General features: G+C 46.7%; 16 protein-coding genes and 1 tRNA gene. 12 read left to right on the plus strand and 5 right to left on the minus strand.

Annotation, left to right across the window (positions count from 1 at the left end; genetic code table 11):
• The first annotated feature begins 72 nt into the window (after window positions 1-72).
• A complete protein-coding gene (locus SporoP37_RS11435) occupies window positions 73-2163 on the plus strand; it encodes a beta-propeller domain-containing protein (RefSeq protein ID WP_085430998.1) in 2091 nt (696 codons plus the stop codon).
• 31 nt (window positions 2164-2194) lie between these two features.
• Here SporoP37_RS11435 and SporoP37_RS17010 read toward each other — a convergent pair whose 3' ends face one another.
• Both SporoP37_RS17010 and SporoP37_RS11440 read right to left on the minus strand, forming a co-directional pair.
• The gene (locus SporoP37_RS17010) at window positions 2195-2464 is read right to left on the minus strand and encodes a hypothetical protein (RefSeq protein ID WP_143565487.1); all 270 of its coding nucleotides are present in this window, start codon (window positions 2462-2464) and stop codon (window positions 2195-2197) included.
• A 56-nt stretch (window positions 2465-2520) separates the two neighbouring features.
• Window positions 2521-4173, minus strand: coding sequence for a sensor domain-containing protein (locus SporoP37_RS11440; RefSeq protein ID WP_085430999.1), 1653 nt, complete (start codon window positions 4171-4173; stop codon window positions 2521-2523).
• 127 nt (window positions 4174-4300) lie between these two features.
• Between SporoP37_RS11440 and SporoP37_RS11445 the strand changes: the two genes are divergently transcribed.
• From SporoP37_RS11445 to SporoP37_RS11460, 4 genes are all read left to right on the plus strand, one after another.
• Entirely contained in the window at window positions 4301-5248 is a 948-nt protein-coding gene (locus SporoP37_RS11445; RefSeq protein WP_085431000.1) for a DMT family transporter, read from the plus strand.
• Between the two features lie 69 nt (window positions 5249-5317).
• Window positions 5318-7084, plus strand: coding sequence for an ABC transporter ATP-binding protein (locus SporoP37_RS11450; protein ID WP_085431783.1), 1767 nt, complete (start codon window positions 5318-5320; stop codon window positions 7082-7084).
• The gene (locus tag SporoP37_RS11455) at window positions 7036-8838 is read left to right on the plus strand and encodes an ABC transporter ATP-binding protein (protein ID WP_085431001.1); all 1803 of its coding nucleotides are present in this window, start codon (window positions 7036-7038) and stop codon (window positions 8836-8838) included. The genes SporoP37_RS11450 and SporoP37_RS11455 overlap by 49 nt, the downstream gene beginning before the upstream one ends.
• A gap of 132 nt (window positions 8839-8970) precedes the next feature.
• A protein-coding gene (locus tag SporoP37_RS11460) for an IS3 family transposase (protein WP_099662801.1) occupies window positions 8971-10136 on the plus strand; the annotation gives its coding sequence in 2 pieces (ribosomal slippage) (window positions 8971-9247 and window positions 9247-10136; 1167 coding nt in all).
• A 60-nt stretch (window positions 10137-10196) separates the two neighbouring features.
• Here the strand turns inward: SporoP37_RS11460 and SporoP37_RS11465 are convergent.
• The gene (locus SporoP37_RS11465) at window positions 10197-10640 is read right to left on the minus strand and encodes a YusW family protein (RefSeq protein ID WP_158233662.1); all 444 of its coding nucleotides are present in this window, start codon (window positions 10638-10640) and stop codon (window positions 10197-10199) included.
• A gap of 123 nt (window positions 10641-10763) precedes the next feature.
• Entirely contained in the window at window positions 10764-11780 is a 1017-nt protein-coding gene (locus SporoP37_RS11470) for a DUF2804 domain-containing protein (protein WP_081243773.1), read from the minus strand.
• A 73-nt stretch (window positions 11781-11853) separates the two neighbouring features.
• On the opposite strand from SporoP37_RS11470, the gene SporoP37_RS11475 reads away from it, so the two are divergent.
• From SporoP37_RS11475 to SporoP37_RS11505, 7 genes are all read left to right on the plus strand, one after another.
• Window positions 11854-11926 (plus strand) — tRNA-Ala (locus tag SporoP37_RS11475).
• Window positions 11927-12220: 294 nt separating this feature from the next.
• A complete protein-coding gene (locus tag SporoP37_RS11480) occupies window positions 12221-13042 on the plus strand; it encodes a transporter substrate-binding domain-containing protein (protein WP_081243774.1) in 822 nt (273 codons plus the stop codon).
• Window positions 13043-13085: 43 nt separating this feature from the next.
• Complete coding sequence (locus tag SporoP37_RS11485) at window positions 13086-13712, plus strand: amino acid ABC transporter permease (RefSeq protein WP_232329751.1); 627 nt, start codon at window positions 13086-13088, stop codon at window positions 13710-13712.
• Between the two features lie 25 nt (window positions 13713-13737).
• The gene (locus SporoP37_RS11490) at window positions 13738-14466 is read left to right on the plus strand and encodes an amino acid ABC transporter ATP-binding protein (protein WP_081243776.1); all 729 of its coding nucleotides are present in this window, start codon (window positions 13738-13740) and stop codon (window positions 14464-14466) included.
• A 45-nt stretch (window positions 14467-14511) separates the two neighbouring features.
• Complete coding sequence (locus SporoP37_RS11495) at window positions 14512-14997, plus strand: amidase domain-containing protein (protein ID WP_231293238.1); 486 nt, start codon at window positions 14512-14514, stop codon at window positions 14995-14997.
• A gap of 104 nt (window positions 14998-15101) precedes the next feature.
• Window positions 15102-15689: a nitroreductase family protein gene (locus tag SporoP37_RS11500; RefSeq protein WP_081243777.1), complete on the plus strand. Its 588-nt coding sequence runs from the start codon at window positions 15102-15104 to the stop codon at window positions 15687-15689.
• A gap of 64 nt (window positions 15690-15753) precedes the next feature.
• Window positions 15754-16197 (plus strand): ribosomal eL19 family protein, encoded by a 444-nt coding sequence (locus tag SporoP37_RS11505; protein ID WP_085431002.1) that lies wholly within the window; start codon window positions 15754-15756, stop codon window positions 16195-16197.
• On the opposite strand, the gene SporoP37_RS11510 is transcribed toward SporoP37_RS11505, so the two are convergent.
• Window positions 16157-17539, minus strand: coding sequence for a dipeptidase (locus tag SporoP37_RS11510; protein WP_081243779.1), 1383 nt, complete (start codon window positions 17537-17539; stop codon window positions 16157-16159). The two genes, SporoP37_RS11505 and SporoP37_RS11510, sit on opposite strands and share 41 nt — an antisense overlap.
• Window positions 17540-17745 lie beyond the last annotated feature (206 nt).

Below are 17745 nucleotides of genomic sequence, written 5' to 3' on the forward strand. Positions count from 1 at the left end.
TTCGTTCGATGTAACGTAATTAAAATTTTCCAGTCTACTTTGATATAAAGCAAAGCAGAGGAGAGGAAAACGATGAATAGAGGCAAATGGATTATTGTGTGCGGCGCAATTGGAACAGCTGCAGCTATCGTATTGCTGAGCGTACTGTTCTGGCCCAAAGTCGGTGTCACGTCGACGAAGTCAGTGCTTGCGAATCAGCCGCTGACCGTTTATTTCTCACAGCCGGTGAAAAAGAATGCGGAAGCCTCAATGTTTTACGTGACTGAAAATCGCAAGAAAATACCTGCACAGCTTTCCTATGGCAGCAATAAAACTTCATTGCAAATAGGGGAATTGAAGCCGGGGAACTACGAGCTGCACATACCTTCCAACGTTTTTGGCACGTGGAAACGCGTGGAGGAAAAAGTGCTTTCCTTTGCTGTGCTGGAATCGGTGCGGCCAGTCACATCTATAAAAGAAATTGAAAAATTCTTTGAGCGCGTGGAACCAAATGGCCGCGATGAAAGTATCGCGGTGGAGTCGTCTTCAGAAGACAAAGCATCCAGCTCAGGCGGGGGTGCCGATCATTCTCAAACCAATCAGCAAGTGGCAGGTGTTGACGAGGCGGATACTGTCAAAACAGACGGCGGCTATCTCTATGATGTGTTAAACGGAAGCAGCTTGATTATCACTGATATCCGTAATCCACACGGAATGGTTCATGCAGGCACCGTTGATTTTCCCGATGGATTTACGGCAAGAGAATTGTATGTGGATCAGAACAAAGTCGCGGTGATCGGCGGTAAGAATTTGGATGGGACTGCATCAAATATGGATGTGAATACAACAGAGGACAAAATTATGCCGATGCAGGAGCTGTCGGTCATTCGGGTCTACGATGTCACGGACCGCACGAACCCGAGACTGATTCGGGAAACCGGCGCTGAAGGCTATGTCATCGGTACACGGAAAATCGGTCAATATCTCTATATGATCACGAATAACCGGCCGTTTTATTGGTTCACTGACCAGGTGCCTAAGGGTGATCAGTTACTGCCGAAAGTGTATGATTCTGCAGCAAACCAGTCAGTGCAGCCGATCAATTTGGATAAGGTTTCGATTTTGCCGGGCGCGATGGAACCGTCATATTCAGTCATCACAACACTTGATCTGGAATCAGGTGAATCAGCCGGAACGGAAACAAAAGCATATCTCGGCAGCGGAGAACAGCTTTATATGTCGGCGGATCATATCTATTTAACATCCACACTTTATCAGGACCAGCAGCAGGGCAACAGTGAAGTTTTCAAATTCGGCCTTGCCGGAACGCAAGTACATTTTCTGAACGCCGCGCAGCTGAAAGGTTCGATTCTGAATCAATTTTCCATGGATGAACACGACGGCTATTTCCGAACAGTCACAACGGAAGGCAATTTATGGGATGAACAAAATAAAGCAAAAAACCATTTATTCATTCTCGATGAGAACATGAGACAAGTGGGGTCAGTCGAAGACCTTGCTGTTAACGAACGCATCTATTCCGCGCGGTTCATCGGAGACAAGGCTTATATGGTGACATTTCGCGAGACCGATCCGCTGTTTGTGATGGACGTTGCGGATCCGCACAATCCACAGGTGCTCGGTGAACTGAAGATTCCGGGCTTCAGCAACTACTTACATCCGATTGACGAAGGACATCTGATCGGCTTCGGCTATGAAACAGTCGCTAAGAAAAATCCTCAGGGCGGAGCACCGATTATTCAGACGCGCGGGATGAAAGTCTCCTTGTTCGATGTAACCGATTTTACCAACCCGAAAGAAAAAGCCGCTGAGATTATTGGGGGAACGGGGACGTATTCATCAGTACAGCACGACCATCACGCACTGTTCATCCATCCGTCGCGTCATTTATTCGGCTTTCCGATCGCGGTGTATCAGCAAGCAAAAAACGATGATATCCTGAATCTGCAAAGTTCAGGTGCTATGATTTATGAAATTACAGCAGAGCGCGGCATTATCAAAGCGGCGGATCTGACAGAGCGCATGACGAATGACTATATGGACTGGGAAAAAGAAATCCAGCGTCTGCTGTATAGCGGAGATACCGTCTACACGGTGTCTGTGAATGAAATAAGGAGCTATGCATTGGACGGCTTTGCCCCACTGGATACACTGGCGAAATAAGTTCGCAGCGCCCGCGCGGCAGAGCGGGCGCTCAATAAATTTGGCAAGCGCTCAAAGCCACGGCCTGCGCGCTCAAACTCCGGCTCAAGCGCTCAAAGCCACAGCTTGCGCGCTCATACCGCCACGCCAAGCGCTCAAAGACGCGGTCCGTGCGCTCATACCGCCACGCCAAGCGCTCAATCACCCAGTCTAACCGCCCAAAACCGCCCCCGCAGCAATCGTAAAAGGTTGTTTTTTCACTCCCCGTACAGTAAGCTGTAATCAAATGCACGATGAACCGCCACAATTGAACATGCAACATAAAAAATGGAGCCCTTTCTGCATGAAAGGAGCTCCATCTGACTTGTGTAGAGTGATTTACTTGATTTCGATTTGCTCGGCAGGAAGCGGTATTCCAATGAAGTGGCCCTGCATGGCGTCGATGCCCATTTCTTTCAGCAATTCAAACTGCTGTTCATTGACGACGCCTTCTGCAATCGTATACAAGTTTAATTTCTTGGAAAGCTGAATTAATCCCTCGATCAGCATTTGCGTCTTTGGATTGCTCAGCAATGCATCAATGAAGACACGGTCAAATTTGACGCTGGAAATAGGGAGATGCTGCAAGTAGCGCAGTGAAGCATAACCAGAGCCGAAATCATCAAGTGTAAACTGCAGCCCGAGACTTTGAAGTTCTGACATTTGTGCCAGTACGGATTGTTCTTCTTCGGCTTTCAGTGCAAATTTCTCTGTGAACTCCAGATATACCTTATCCGCCGGGCATCCTGTGTCATGTAAGATGGAGATCAGCCGGTCTTTCCACTGGGGGTTCAGCGATTCACGAATGGAAGAGTTGATGGAAATACTCATATCATTACCGGCAACATGCCATTTTGTCGCGAAGATCATCGCTTCTTCCGCCACATAGGCGCCGATTTCTTCAATGAGGCCATTTTCTTCCGCAATCGGAATCAATTCATCGGGGCTGATGACACCAAGCTCATCATCTTCCCAGCGTACAAGCGCTTCATAGCACGTAATCTGATCACTTGCTACATCGAATTGAGGCTGGTAGGCGACGTGCAATGAATTGCGGTCGAGTGCCGTCAGCATCTTCCGGTCGATTTCCAGACGGCGGTTCAAAATTTTATGTGACTGCGCAGATAGTGATGCAATTCGTCCGCCCCCTTGACTGATCACGTCTTTCGCTGCAGTCATTGCCACTGTATACAGCTGCATATACGTCTGCTGATCTTCAGGGAAACGCACAATTCCTCCGCTGATCGACAGCGTCTGCGCATTACGGCTGAGGTAGATCGGCTGCTGTTTCAGAAAATCATAGAAACCTTGAATATACCAATCACCGAAAGCTGTCAGAACAACAAAACTGTTCGTATCGATGCGCGCGATAGGGCTGTCCTGGAAGTAACGTTTCAGCCGATTGGTGAATTCTTGGATCAGCTGCGTCTCGCATTCCTGGGATTGCAGCTCTTTCATAGTGAAGTAATGATCGATTGTCAAATAAACGAATGAAAAATGCGTTCCGGCTGCGATGGATTCATTGACTACTTGCTCTAATTTATGGCGGCTCATCAGACCGGTTTCCACATCGATAAACGCAATGTCGCCCAATTTTTCCTGCAATCGGATATCTTCGGTGATATCCAACTCCAGGAAGAAGACGGATTGCAGTTCGCCGGTGCTTGACACGTTAGGAACGGCCAGCGTATTGACAAAGAATGGTTCGCCTCCACGGGTCATTTTTTCTATTTTCCCAGACCATGCTTTGCCGGTCAGCAAACGGTCCCAAATCGAATTGGCGATCACCTGATTCTCGGGATGGTCCGAAAACATTTGCCAGAAGGATTTACCGATAATCCGTTTCGGGGTCCAGCCGCTGACATTTAGGTAATTTTGATTGGCATAGGTTATTAGTCCTTCGCCATCTGTATGTGTAACTAATTGGTATTTATCCAGACTATCGACTAACGCATGATGTTTATTCGCTTCAGGCAAGCTAATAGTATTCATAGAGGTACTCCTTTCCGATTCTACTATATAACTATTATAAATGAATTTCCAGTTGTGTCTATATCTTATATGTGAACTTTATACTATAAAGTTAAAATGAGAAGTATTTTGATAGGGGTGATGGCTAATGTTGCGACTGAAAGGAATTATGATGATTATCATAGGTTCTATGTTGTGGGGTGCTACAGGACCTATGATGGAGTGGATTTTGGATCATAGTGAGATGTCAGTTTCTATGATGTTAATCTTGCGTTTGACGATTGCAGGCGCGGCTGTGCTGTTATTGCTGAAAGGGAGGGGGGTACAAATTGGACGTCCGATGCGTCAGAAGTTGTGGCTTCGTAAAATGGTGCTGTTCGGTATCATCGGAATGCTCGGCGTACAGTTTGGATTCGTCCAGACGATTGCACATAGTGATGCGGTGGTCGCAACATTATTCCAGTTCGTGGCGCCGGTTTATATCATTATTCTATTGTCCATCCTGCAGAAATCCTTTCCGCCGGGCAGTCAGGTCATCGGCATGGCAGTTGCGCTGTTTGGCTTAATTTTATTATTGACTGATGGGTCATTTTCCAGTATTTCATTAAACACGTCCGCGATTGTGTGGGGGGTTATTGTCGGATTCGCCTTCACGTTTTATACGCTGTATCCCGTCGTCCTAATGGCGGAATGGGGTGTTTTGCTGGTGGTTGGCTGGGGCATGTTCATTGGCGGGGTTGCGCTGTTTATCATCAATCTGCCGATGTTTTTCATGAATCTGGGTGTCTTGCTGAACGGTCCTGCAATGGGTATGCTGTTGCTCGTTATCATTATGGGAACACTTGCTTTTATTTTGTTCCTGCAAAGTATGACGTTCATATCGCCTGTTGAAACAAGTGTGCTGTCGAGCTTTGAACCGCTCACGGCAATGATTGTTTCCGTCTTTTGGCTCGGCCAGGCCATGGGAATTTGGCAAATTAGCGGTGCGGCCATTATGCTTCTGGGGGTTGTCTGGCTGTCAATTGGCGGTAACCGCAAAAAGGAAACTGCCCCGCCGCCAGAGCCTATTCAACAATACGATCACGAAGAAGTATAGATCTTGCGTCTGTACATGCTGTCTTTCTATATGACATAATGAATGGACAGACAGATCGGGGTGAGCCAGTTGAAGACGGTGTTTCGTTATGCATGGCCCTATAAATGGCCGATGCTCATTGCCATTTTATTGATGTTACTTGAACTATCGGTTGAATTAATCCAGCCGTTGCTGATCGGCAGAATTATAGATGACGGAATTATGAAAGAAGATTTGAACACTGTGCTGATTTGGGGGAGTGTCATGATGGCGCTTGCCTTCGTGGCGCTCTTTTCGGGTGTCGTTAATTCGTATTTTGCCGCTCATGCTGCGCAAAGCTTTGGCTTTGATTTGCGTCAGGCTCTGTTTCAGCGTGTTCAGACGCTTTCATTGGCTGCATTTTTGCGCTTTCCGACATCGAGCCTCATTACACGGCTGACAAGTGACGTGACATTTACACAAAATGCGCTGTTCATGGGACTGCGCATTATGGCGCGTGCGCCGCTTATGGTGCTTGGAAGTCTCATCATGGCATTCATTGTCAGTCCGAAGCTCGCAGTGTTTTTATTGATAGGAGCACCGTTTCTGGCGGTATTCCTGATTGTTATGGCGAGAAAAGGAGTGCGCTTATTTGGGCTGGTCCAGCGCCGTTTGGACGCAGTCAATCGGCTCGTCCAGGAAAACTTGCAGGCAGTTCGTCTCATTAAAGCGTACTTGCGCGGTGTTTTTGAAACGGAACGATTTTCAAAAGCTGCTTCCGCGCTGAAGAAAGACAGCGTCCATGCGATGCGTTTAATGGAATTAATATTGCCGGTCCTGCTGTTTATCATGAATGTCAGTTTCATGGCAGTACTCTGGTTTGGAGCAAAGGAAGTCCGGAACTCCGATATGCCTGTCGGCGATGTGGTCGCAATTGTCAACTACACATTAAGGATGACGAGCGCGTTTTCCATGTTCTCTTTTTTAATTGTCATCTTCTCGCGTGCCAAAGCATCGTCTGAACGAATGGAAGAGTTACTGGTCATGGATGATGAATTGGAAAGGCTAGAGGCAGAAACTGCTATTCATCCTGGCGCAGTGTCAGTCCGTTTCGACCATGTGTCGTTTCGCTATCCGGGAACTGCCGAAGACGTACTGCGTGATGTGACATTTGAAGTGCCCGCTGGTGACAAATTAGTCATTATGGGCGCCACAGGTTCAGGCAAATCGACGATGCTGCAATTGCTTCCCCGTATGTTCCGCGCGACAGAAGGGAGCGTATGGGTCGATGGCAGGGAAATTGAAGACTGGCCGCTGCATACATTGCGCAATCAGATCGGTTACGTCCCGCAGCAATCGATGCTCTTTACAGGATCCATCGCAGATAATCTGGCATGGGGCAAACCTGACGCCACTTCGGATGAAATTGAAGAAGCGGCGAAAAAGGCGCAGATTCACTCATCTGTCATGCGGTTTACAGAAGGTTATCAAACGCGTGTCGGTCAGCGCGGCGTGAATTTATCGGGCGGACAAAAGCAGCGCCTGTCGATTGCACGGGCATTGATCCGCAAGCCGTCTTTGCTGATTTTGGATGACAGCACGAGCGCGCTTGATGTCAACACAGAGTCAGCACTTTGGGAAGCGCTGCGGGAAGAAGATACGACGATGCTGATTGTCACGCAAAAGATTCAGACTGCGCAAATTGCCGATGCAATACTATTGCTTTCTGACGGACAAATTGTCGGCCATGGCACGCATGAACAACTGCTCGAATCCTCTTCTTTTTATCGTGAAATTGCAGAATCACAACAGAAGGGGGAGAGTGCATCATGCGAAAACCATTCGGCTATGAACCGGCTATTAGAAAAGAGGACCTGACCAAAGTACAGCGCAAAAAAATCCAGAAAGCAAGCAATTGGAAATCAGTGCTCGCAAGAATCTGGCGGCTGATCGACCAGCAGCGGGGTTTACTGATTACTGTACTTGCGCTTGTTTTCATCAGTTCTGCTCTTGCGCTTGCCGGTCCCTTTATGATCGGAACTATTATCGATCACTTTGTCATTCCGAAGAAAACGGACGGGCTGGGTGTGCAGATCGGTTTGCTGCTGCTCATCTATGCAGGGTTTTCAGTCTCCACCTATTTACAGAATTACTGGATGGTCGGTATTGCGCAGCAGACAGTCTATCGCCTGCGTACACAGTTATTCGGTCATTTGCAGAAGCTGCCTATCCGTTTCTTCGATAAACGGCAGCACGGTGAACTGATGAGCCGGGTGACAAATGATATTGAGAATGTCAGCCAGACACTGAACTCCTCGTTTATCCAAGTGTTTTCAAGTCTGCTGACATTGATCGGCACGCTGTCTATTATGCTGTATCTCAGTCCGCTATTAACGCTTCTGACGATGATTATTGTGCCGCTGATGTTCTTTGCGATGCGCTGGATCACGAGACGCACAGGCGTTTTATTCAAAGAGCAGCAGCGGGCGCTCGGCGAGTTAAATGGCATGATTGAAGAAACGGTTTCGGGTCAGCGTGTGGTAAAAGCATTTTCGCAGGAACAGAATGTCATCAGCGAATTCGCGCAGAAAAGCGAATCTCTCCGCACGGCGGGCTTCTGGGCGCAGACATACTCAGGGTTCATACCGAAAGTCATGAACACGCTGAACAATATGTCATTTGCGATCGTAGCAGGTGTCGGAGGATTGCTCGCGGTGACTGGATACGGCGGCGTAACTGTCGGGACGATCGTCATCTTCAGTGAGTACGCAAGGCAATTCACCCGTCCGCTCAATGATCTTGCCAATCAATTTAATACGGTGCTGTCTGCGATTGCAGGTGCCGAGCGGGTTTTTGCAATTATGGATGAGCCTGTGGAAAAAGATGAAGCTGGACAGTTGACGGAAACGCTGCAAGGCGACGTGAAGTTTAAAGACGTGACATTCGGCTATGGAGAAGAAGCCGTCATTAGAGGACTCAGCTTCCATGTAAAACCTGGAGAAACCGCAGCCTTCGTCGGTGCGACAGGAGCAGGGAAGACGACCGTGATGCAACTGCTGTCACGTTTCTATGATGCCGACAGCGGACAGATTTTGCTTGACGGCATCCCAATCAATGATTTGCCGCGTCAAACTGTCCGCAGCCAGATGGCATTTGTTCTGCAGGATCCGTTTCTGTTTGAAGCTACTGTGCGCGAAAACATCCGCTACGGCAGACTCGATGCAACAGATGAGGAAGTGATAGAAGCGGCAAAGAAAGCCAATGCTCACACTTTCATCAGCAAACTGCCGGAAGCTTATGATACTGTCCTTACAGCGGGCGGTGAACAAATTTCGCAAGGCCAAAAACAACTGCTGTCCATTGCGCGGGCGCTGGTCGCTGATCCTGCCCTGCTGCTGCTGGACGAAGCAACGAGCAGCATTGATACGGTAACCGAACTTGCTATTCAGGAAGCACTGGAGCGTCTCATGGCGGGCAGAACGAGCTTCGTCATCGCTCACCGCCTGAACACAATCAGACAGGCGGACAAAATATATGTACTGGCAGACGGGGAGCTCATCGAATCCGGCAGCCATGATCAGCTGCTGAAACAAAAAGGTGTATTTTATGGCATGCTGCATCATGATGAATGAAATTTGTAAATCCGCAGAAAAAAGCCATTTATCCGCACTTCGGGTATGGGCTAACCTAAATTTTTGAGACAATATAAAACACCTTCGAAGTGGTACACTTGTAAAAAGTACTTACAACGGAGGTGTTTTTGCGTGGGCAAAAACGTATATTCAAGCGAAGTAAAATGGGCAGTTGTCAAAGATAAATTGAGTGGGGAATTAACAACTAAAGAAATTATGGAGAAGCACGGAGTCAAAAATAAATCCCAGATTGAAACCTGGATGAGATGGTATCGTGCAAATGAAATATATCGTTTTGATCAACCGATAGGTAAACAATATACCTTCGGTCATGGGCCAGAACTTTCGAGTGAAGCGGACAAGAAAGAACGACAGATGTCTCATTTAAAAATGGAGAATGAGATTCTAAAAAAGTACATGGAGATCGAAAGGAGATTGAGAAAGAAATAGTTCTTCAGATTGTGGAAAAACTAAAAAAGAAGTATACAATAACAGCCATTTTATCCGCATTAGGAGTACCACGAGCTACCTACTATAGGTGGCGTCTGGAGGAAACGGATAAGTCTCTTTCAGTGGAAGAGGAGGCTATTATAGAATTGTGTAAACGCACTAAATATCGGAATGGACATAGAAAAATCAAAGCATTTCTAAAGCAGGAATACAACATAGAATTGAATCGCAATACGGTTCAACGCCTCATGCAAAAGCATAACTTACAGTGTCGTATCAAGCCTAAACGAAAGTGGAAATCTCAAGGGGAAAGTATCATAATTGCCCCAGATCTTCTTAAACGTAATTTCACAGCTAGTGAACCGAATCAGAAGTGGGTAACCGACATCACCTATATCCAGTATGGTAGTACGACAAAATATCTTTCAACCATTATGGATTTATACAATAATGAAATTGTTGCTTACAAATTATACGACCATCAACAGACACCACTCGTAATTGACACGTTAAAGGCGGCACTAGCTGCGAGAAACCACCCCACAGGAGTGATTATACATTCGGATCAAGGGAGTGTGTATACGTCATACGCGTATCAAGCCTATATCAAGGATAACGACCTGATCGGCAGCATGTCACGTCGAGGAAACTGTTGGGACAATGCGGTGATTGAATCATTTCATTCGAGTCTGAAATCTGAAGAATTTCAATACGTTAAATTTAATTCATTACGCAATAATATTGTAGTTGAACGAGTAATTGCCTATTTAAATTATTATAATGAAGAACGTATCCAAGAAAAATTAGGCTACCTGACACCGATAAAATATGGTGTCAAAGCAGCCTAATCATGGTGTTTTATATGTGTCTCATATCGCTAGGTCAGTCTAGTAAATGGCTTTTCTGTATTATTTCTTATTATCAATATGGAGAGACTTGTCGTCGGTAAACTCTACATCCAGCTTGAATTCATCATAGTCATCAAGTCCGTACCACTGCAAGATCCTGTCAATGGCTTCTTCTTCTGTCGTTTCGCTGTCAATTAAAATTTCCATAAACATTTTATGCATATCGTCAATCGCTTCATTCCCTTCGAGATCCACTTCTTGGAACTCATTGACATACTCCGCATCGGAAGGCTTTACGTCTTCATAATCCGTTTCGATCTTCTTATCATCTTTCTTGATTGTCAAATCAAAGTCCGTGAAGCCGTAACCGTCACCCGTGTTCATTGTACTGCCTTTATCTTCATCTTCATAACCTAGTGCGGGATCATCATTATCCGGTGCTTCATCCTTAGAAGAACATCCGCCGAGAATTAAAATAGATGAAAAGCCTACAATAGATATCATTCGCATAAATGACATGAGAGCCACCCTTTCTATAGATATGGTACTTATATTATCACCTGAAAAGCGGCTCTCTAAACCAAGTTAGCCTTACAAATGAGGAAATGGAATGGATGTAAGAATATATTAGTGATATTTCCGCTCCAAAATAGAACCGAGCAATTGGCGGATTGGCAATACTTGTCCCGAAGGCAAACGGATTTTTCCATGATAATAACCGACGGATTGATTCACGGACATTTTGCGCACGAGATAATGATCGAGTGTGGATTTTTGGAAAAAGGGTTTAAACGTTAACTGAATGTCATCCGAAAACTTTGTCATGATTTTCCACGGACTCTTCGGATCCTCCTTATCGCGCTTAAACAGAACGTCTTCATGAATTTTATGCATCACGCCTTCAATGAATACCGCATTTTCCGTCAAACCGGTGCCGTCCGTCCATGAGCCCCCGAAATTCAAACCAACCCGCTTGCCGCCTGTCCGTTGTGAAGCCATCGCCCAATCCCAATTTGTTTGGCTGTTCCATATACCCCGTCCATAATCATAGACTGCAAAGCTGTAATAAGGATTAAAGTCATATCGGCGATCGCCCATCCGCACGTATCCGCCCGTCGGTAAAATCGTATGTTTGGATGTAAAGTGAAAGTCATCCCGGTTTTTAGGTATGACCACATTTAATGATTCATCTTTTTCCGGATGAATGATATGCAGGTCAGCATGCAGCAGTTCATTATCGAAATCGGGAATGACGATAGATAGATGCGTTTCACCTTGCATATGAACGAGCTGGACGGTTAAATCGTCATGTATAAATTTGATATTGCCGAGCGCCTCTTCGGGCATTTTGACGCGTCTTGAAAAAGGCAGTGCTACATGTTTTTCATAGAAGCGCTGGGTTTCGTAGTTCAGTATGTAAATCAGGCAAATTGCTTTATGGTCAAGGTGGACAATCGCGGCAGTCAACATCACGTCTTCTCCGTAAATGCACCAATGATTCCAGCGTTTCTTTTTCATGAAACGGCCTTTTAGATTGCTTGTTACTAGAGGTTTTCGCGCATATCCAATAGATTCTGGATTCAGAGAACCTCTGGCGTCACAGAGCGGAACAGTCTCGGTTAATTCGTTCTCTTTATGTTGCATGATCTTTACCGCCTTTCTTGCCTATTGTCTTTTTGCCGTTCAGTTGCTATACTTTATATTGTACCAGAACCAAGGGGCATTAGCTCAGCTGGGAGAGCGTTGCGCTGGCAGTGCAAAGGTCAGGGGTTCGAGCCCCCTATGCTCCATACAATTAGCGGCAGTTCTTGAAGGAAATCTTCAGGGACCGCTGCTTTTTATTTCGAAAGAACTTTTCTATACATAAATACCCCCTGCTTGTCTGCATTAAAACTATTAGCTATTGTATATTTATTCATTATAACGTATATTAAATAACAGAGATATTAAAAGTTACAAGTGCCAGCCGTATATTGAAGCAGAAGTAATCATATTCATATACTTGTAGACAGGCGCTTGGCGATAACTTATAATTGTTTTAATTTAGAAGATTTTTACTAACAGAGCGAAAGAAGGGGAAATGTATGAAGAAGATGGTTTCAGCACTGCTGCTGATCTTGGCATTAGTTATTGCAGGCTGCAGCAATGACAGCGGGGGAGCAGGTTCAACAGAAAAATCTACGTTGAAGAATATTAAAGACAACAAAAAGTTGGTTGTCGGAATTGCACCGGGTTATTTCCCTTTTGAAATGAAAAGCACAGAAGGCGGATTTATCGGGTACGATATCGATCTGGCAAATGCAGTAGGAGAAGCGTTGAATACAGAAGTAGAATTTAAGCAATTTGCATTTGACGGCTTAGGACCGGCTCTGCAGATAGGTGAAGTCGATATGGTCATCGCAGGTATGACGATTCGCGGAGACCGCGCACTGTCAATGAGCATGTCGAATCCTTATTACAAAACAGGCCAGGCGGTCATGGTGCCAGCTGAAAACAAAGGCATTAAGTCTTGGGAAGAGCTTGACGTAAAGGGCAATAAAATTGCTGTAGGCATCGGAACTACAGGTGCATTGCTGGCAAAGTCCCAGTTTAAAAATGCAGAAGTAGTAGATTTTGAAGATTTCCCATTGGCCGCAACTACAATGGGGTCAGGGCAGGCAGATGCAGTCGTCTATGACGAACCTGCTATCGCAGTATGGCGCCTGGAGCATGAAGGAAAAGTTCATCAGCTTGAGGGCTTGCTGTCCGCTGAAAACTTGGGGATCGCAGTGAAGAAAAATGATTTTGAAACCATTCAATGGTTGAATTCATTCTTATACAGCTACGTTGACAGCCCGGAAGAACTGGAATCAAGAAATCGCTGGTTTGAAGAAAGCGACTGGCTAGATAAGGTAACGGAAGAGTAATATGGGCGGCTATGAATATGACTTCAGTGTAATATCGCAAAATATGGATATCTTTATTGAAGGGGCGCTGAAAACACTTGAAATTTCGGCGATTGCATTATTGCTGGCCATTCCGCTCGGGATTATTATCGGAATGGGCAGAATTTCCCGCAATAGATTCATCCGTATTCTTTCCTCAGCCTATGTAGAAGTCATGCGCGGCGTGCCGTTGCTGGTGCTGCTGATATGGATTTTCTTTGTACTCGGTCAATTTTTAAAACTCGGTTCCTACTGGGCATCGATTATCGGACTCGCTGTCTTCACTGCCGCCTTTATTGCAGAAATCGTTCGTTCAGGAATACAGGGTGTGCCAAGAGGTCAGATGGAAGCTGCCCGTTCGTCAGGTATGACCTACTGGCAGGCAATGCGCCTGATCGTTCTGCCGCAGGCGTTCCGGAGGGTTCTGCCGCCGCTTGCTTCACAATTCATCATGCTAATTAAAGATTCGTCTTTGATCTCGGTCATCGGCGCGACGGAATTGACGCTGAACGCAAAGAACCTGGTTGCCACTACGATGCGTTCCATAGAAATATGGACATTCATAGGCTTCGTTTACTTTGCGATGACATTCACGTTGTCCATGATTATTCGCGCAATCGAACAAAAATTATTAGCCAGAGAAAATTCATGAAGTCTGATGTGAAGGAGTGCCGGATATGATTTCTATCAAACATGTTACTAAAACATTTGGTATGAACCAGGTGCTGACGGACGTCACGCTGGAAATACCTAAATCGAACGTAGTGGCCGTCATTGGTCCGAGCGGGGCAGGAAAATCTACGCTGATCCGCACGATTAATGCGCTGGAGCCGATCGACAGCGGAGAAATCGTTGTAGACGGAGTTTCTATCCATGATAAAAAAGTGAATATTAATAAAGCGCGTACCGAGATCGGTTTCGTCTTTCAAAGTTTTAACCTTTACCCATTCCTTACGGCGCTGCAAAATGTCACGCTGGCACCAATCAACGTCAAAGGGATAAGCAAAAGTGCTGCGGAAGAGCGGGGCAGGGAATTGTTGACCTCCCTAGGTCTGGGCGATAAATTCGATGCCTATCCAAACCGGTTGTCAGGCGGGCAGCAGCAGCGTGTTGCAATTGCCCGGGCACTTGCGATGGATCCTCAAGTCATGCTGTTTGATGAGCCGACGTCGGCACTCGATCCGGAGATGGTCACAGAAGTGCTTGATGCGATCCGTAAATTGGCGGAAGATGGTATGACGATGGTTGTCGTCACGCATGAGATGGGATTTGCCAAAGAAATTTGTGATGAAATTATTTTCATGGCAGACGGCAAAGTCGTCGAACAGGCACCGCCTGCGAAGTTTTTCACCAATCCCGATACGGAACGGGCCCGAAATTTTTTATCAAAAGTGCTTCAGCATTAATTGAACGTCCCCCTCTGTCATATGATGTGGCAGGGAGGGATTTTTTTGTACGACCGTCAGGCGGCAGTACGTTATGCAGATAAATGGTGGGACAGCAGAAATCCGGCTTTTCCGAGTTTTGATGATGATTGCACGAACTATATTTCACAATGTCTATTAGCGGGCGGGGCACCGATGCATGGAGCACCGAATCGTGAAAAGGGCTGGTGGATGTACAAAGGCACGTGGAGTTTCAGTTTCACCACGGCACACTCCATGCGCTGGTATTTAGCGACTTCCACGAAAGGATTGACGGCAAGGCAAGTGGGCACGCCGCAGGAACTGCAAATCGGTGATCTCATTTGTTATGATTTTCAGGGCGACGGACGATTCGATCATACGACCATTGTGACAGCGAAAGATGGGGATATGTCTCTCGTCAATGCACATACGTATAACGCCTATCACAGAACGTGGGATTATAAGGATTCCTATGCATACTCGCCGAATGCGAAATATATTTTCTTCAAAGTGAATGATAAGTTCTCATAATTAGCCAACTCTGCATCAAAGTGCTTCTCATAGCCTCTAGCAACAGACTGCCAAGTTAGGGTATACTAGGTAGCAGATACTTATAGCAAAGGAGAAGGTTGAGTGTGAATGAACAAGCATTATCGGTGAGAGAGGCCATTGTCACACGGCGCTCTATCAAGAACTTTAACGGACAGCCGATCGAACCAGAGATCATCCCGGAAATCATAGAAGATGCCGTTTGGGCACCAAACCACGGAAACCGTAATCCTTGGCGTATGATTGTCGCAACAGGCGGACAGTATGAACAGCTTTTGGACGTCTTAAAGGAGTTCGGTGTTGCAAATTGGAAACAGCTTTCTGACGAGGATCTTGAAAAACAAATGAAGAAATTCTCGACTGCCAGTGCAGCTGTTTTCGTCATCGTCCCTGAAGACGTGCGCCAAAAAGAGCGGCTGGAGGATTATGCAGCAGCCAGCACACTGATCCAGAATATTCAATTGCTTGCATGGGATAAAGGGATAGGGACGTGCTGGAAAACGCCGCCGTTCATTGATCATCCAAAGTTCCGTGAACGTTTGGGTGTACAGGCAGGGGAGCGTATCATCAGCATGCTGCAGTTCGGCTACTTTGATTCATTGCCTAAAGCTGCACCCCGTAAGCCAGTTGAAGAAATCATCACGTATTTTGGCAGCGACGAAGAAGAGGAATAAAATATGAAACAGGCTGCTCCTAAAAATAGGAGCAGCCTGTTTTTGTATAGGGGAAATGGGTTGCGTGGTCAATGGATCGGGCCACGTGCTCAATGTCCTTCGGCAAGCGCTCAATGCGTCGGGCCAAGCGCTCAATGTCTCTCCGCGCGCGCTCAATGCGCCAGGTCAAGCGCTCAATGCCCCCTCGCGCGCGCTCAATGCGCCAGGTCAAGCGCTCAATGCCTCTTCGCCTGCGCTCAATGCGTCGAGCCAAGCGCTCAATGCCCCCTCGCTCGCGCTCAATGCGTCGGGCCAAGTGCTCAATGCCCCCTCGCTCGCGCTCAATGCGCCAGGTCAAGCGCTCAATGCCCCCTCGCTCGCGCTCAATGCGTCGGGCCAAGCGCTCAATGCCACCTCGCCCGCGCTCAAAGCGTCAGGCCAAGCGCTCAATGCCCCTCTGCCCGCGCTCAATCCATCCCCGCATCCGCTCATAACCCCAGCTTTTCAATCTCTCCATAATAACTGCTGATTACGCGCAGTCCTTTATCGAAGTTTTCCAAGTGGAAATGTTCATTCGGTGCGTGGAAGTTTTCGGTGTCCAGGCCGAATCCCATTAGTACGACCGGCAATTTAAGAATTTCATCGAATGCCGCTACGATTGGGATGGAGCCGCCGCCGCGTGTGTAGACAGTCGGCACGCCGTAAACTTGCTCATAAGCCCTTCCGGCAGCTTGGATTACTTCGTGGTCATAGGGCGTCAGGTAAGGCTTCCCTTTATCGAACTCCGTCACTGTCACTTCGCAGCCAACGGGTTCATGTTTTGCAATATGAGCACGCAGTTTTTCTACGATTTCATCAGGTTCCTGGTCGGGAACGAGACGGCATGTAATTTTTGCTCCGGCTTCTGACGGCAGGACGGTTTTAATGCCTTCCCCCGAAAATCCGCCGAACACCCCGTTGATTTCGAGCGTAGGACGCGCCCACGTACGTTCTGTGTAAGTGTAACCCGGTTCGCCAGTCAATTCTTTGACGCCGACTTCCTTTTTGACGGCTTCTTCATCAAAATCAAGAGCTGCCCAGCCTGCACGTTCTTCTTCCGTCAGATCGCGTACTTGATCGTAAAAACCGTCAATTGCGATCGTGCCTTCCGCATCACGGAATGAAGCCAGAATTTCAGCGAGTGCATGAATAGGATTTTGAACACCGCCGCCGTATAAACCGGAGTGCAGGTCTCCTTTAGGTCCTTTAACGTCAATTTGCACGCCTGCTAAACCGCGCAGTCCATAGCAAATCGCAGGCTGTCCGGGAGCATACATGCCGGTATCCGAAATGACGATGAAATCCGCTGCCAATTTGTCCTGATTATTTCGGATATATTCTTCCAGACTGGGGCTGCCGATTTCTTCTTCACCTTCAATAATTAATTTGACGTTGACGGGCAGTTTCCCTTCGACATTCATCAGCGCTTCAATTGCTTTGCTGTGCATAAACACTTGCCCTTTATCATCGCTTGCTCCGCGCGCATATAATTTATTATCACGAATAGTTGCTTCAAATGGAGGCGTCTCCCATAAATGAAGCGGATCGACAGGCTGTACATCATAATGGCCGTAAATCAGGATAGTCGGCTGGTTTTCCGCGTGCATCCAGTCGGCGTAGACAACAGATTGTCCCGCTGTTTTTTCAATCGAGACGTTTTCGAGTCCGATGCTTTCGAATTCATTTGCGAGCCATTCCGCTGCTTTCTGCATATCCGGCTGATGTTCTGATAATGCGCTAATGCTCGGAATCGCGAGGAAATTCGTCAGCTCTTTCAAGTGGCGGTCGCGGTGATCTGTAAAATATTGATCCAATGATTGTAATGAAGTCATTGCAAACCCTCTTTTCTCTGGACTGTTTTCTATTCCACATTATAGCAGAAGTTCGTGCGCCGTAAGGTTTAGACGCTTCCGGGAAAGGGAACCAAATGATAAAAGTGAGCGTCTAATCTGTATATAGTATTAGCGGCACGGTTTATATTTATGATATAATAACCCAATAAGAAGTATTGAATGATTATGAACGGATTACCATGACT

The organism is Sporosarcina sp. P37 (genome assembly GCF_002109365.1).
Taxonomy (GTDB): Bacteria; Bacillota; Bacilli; order Bacillales_A; family Planococcaceae; genus Sporosarcina.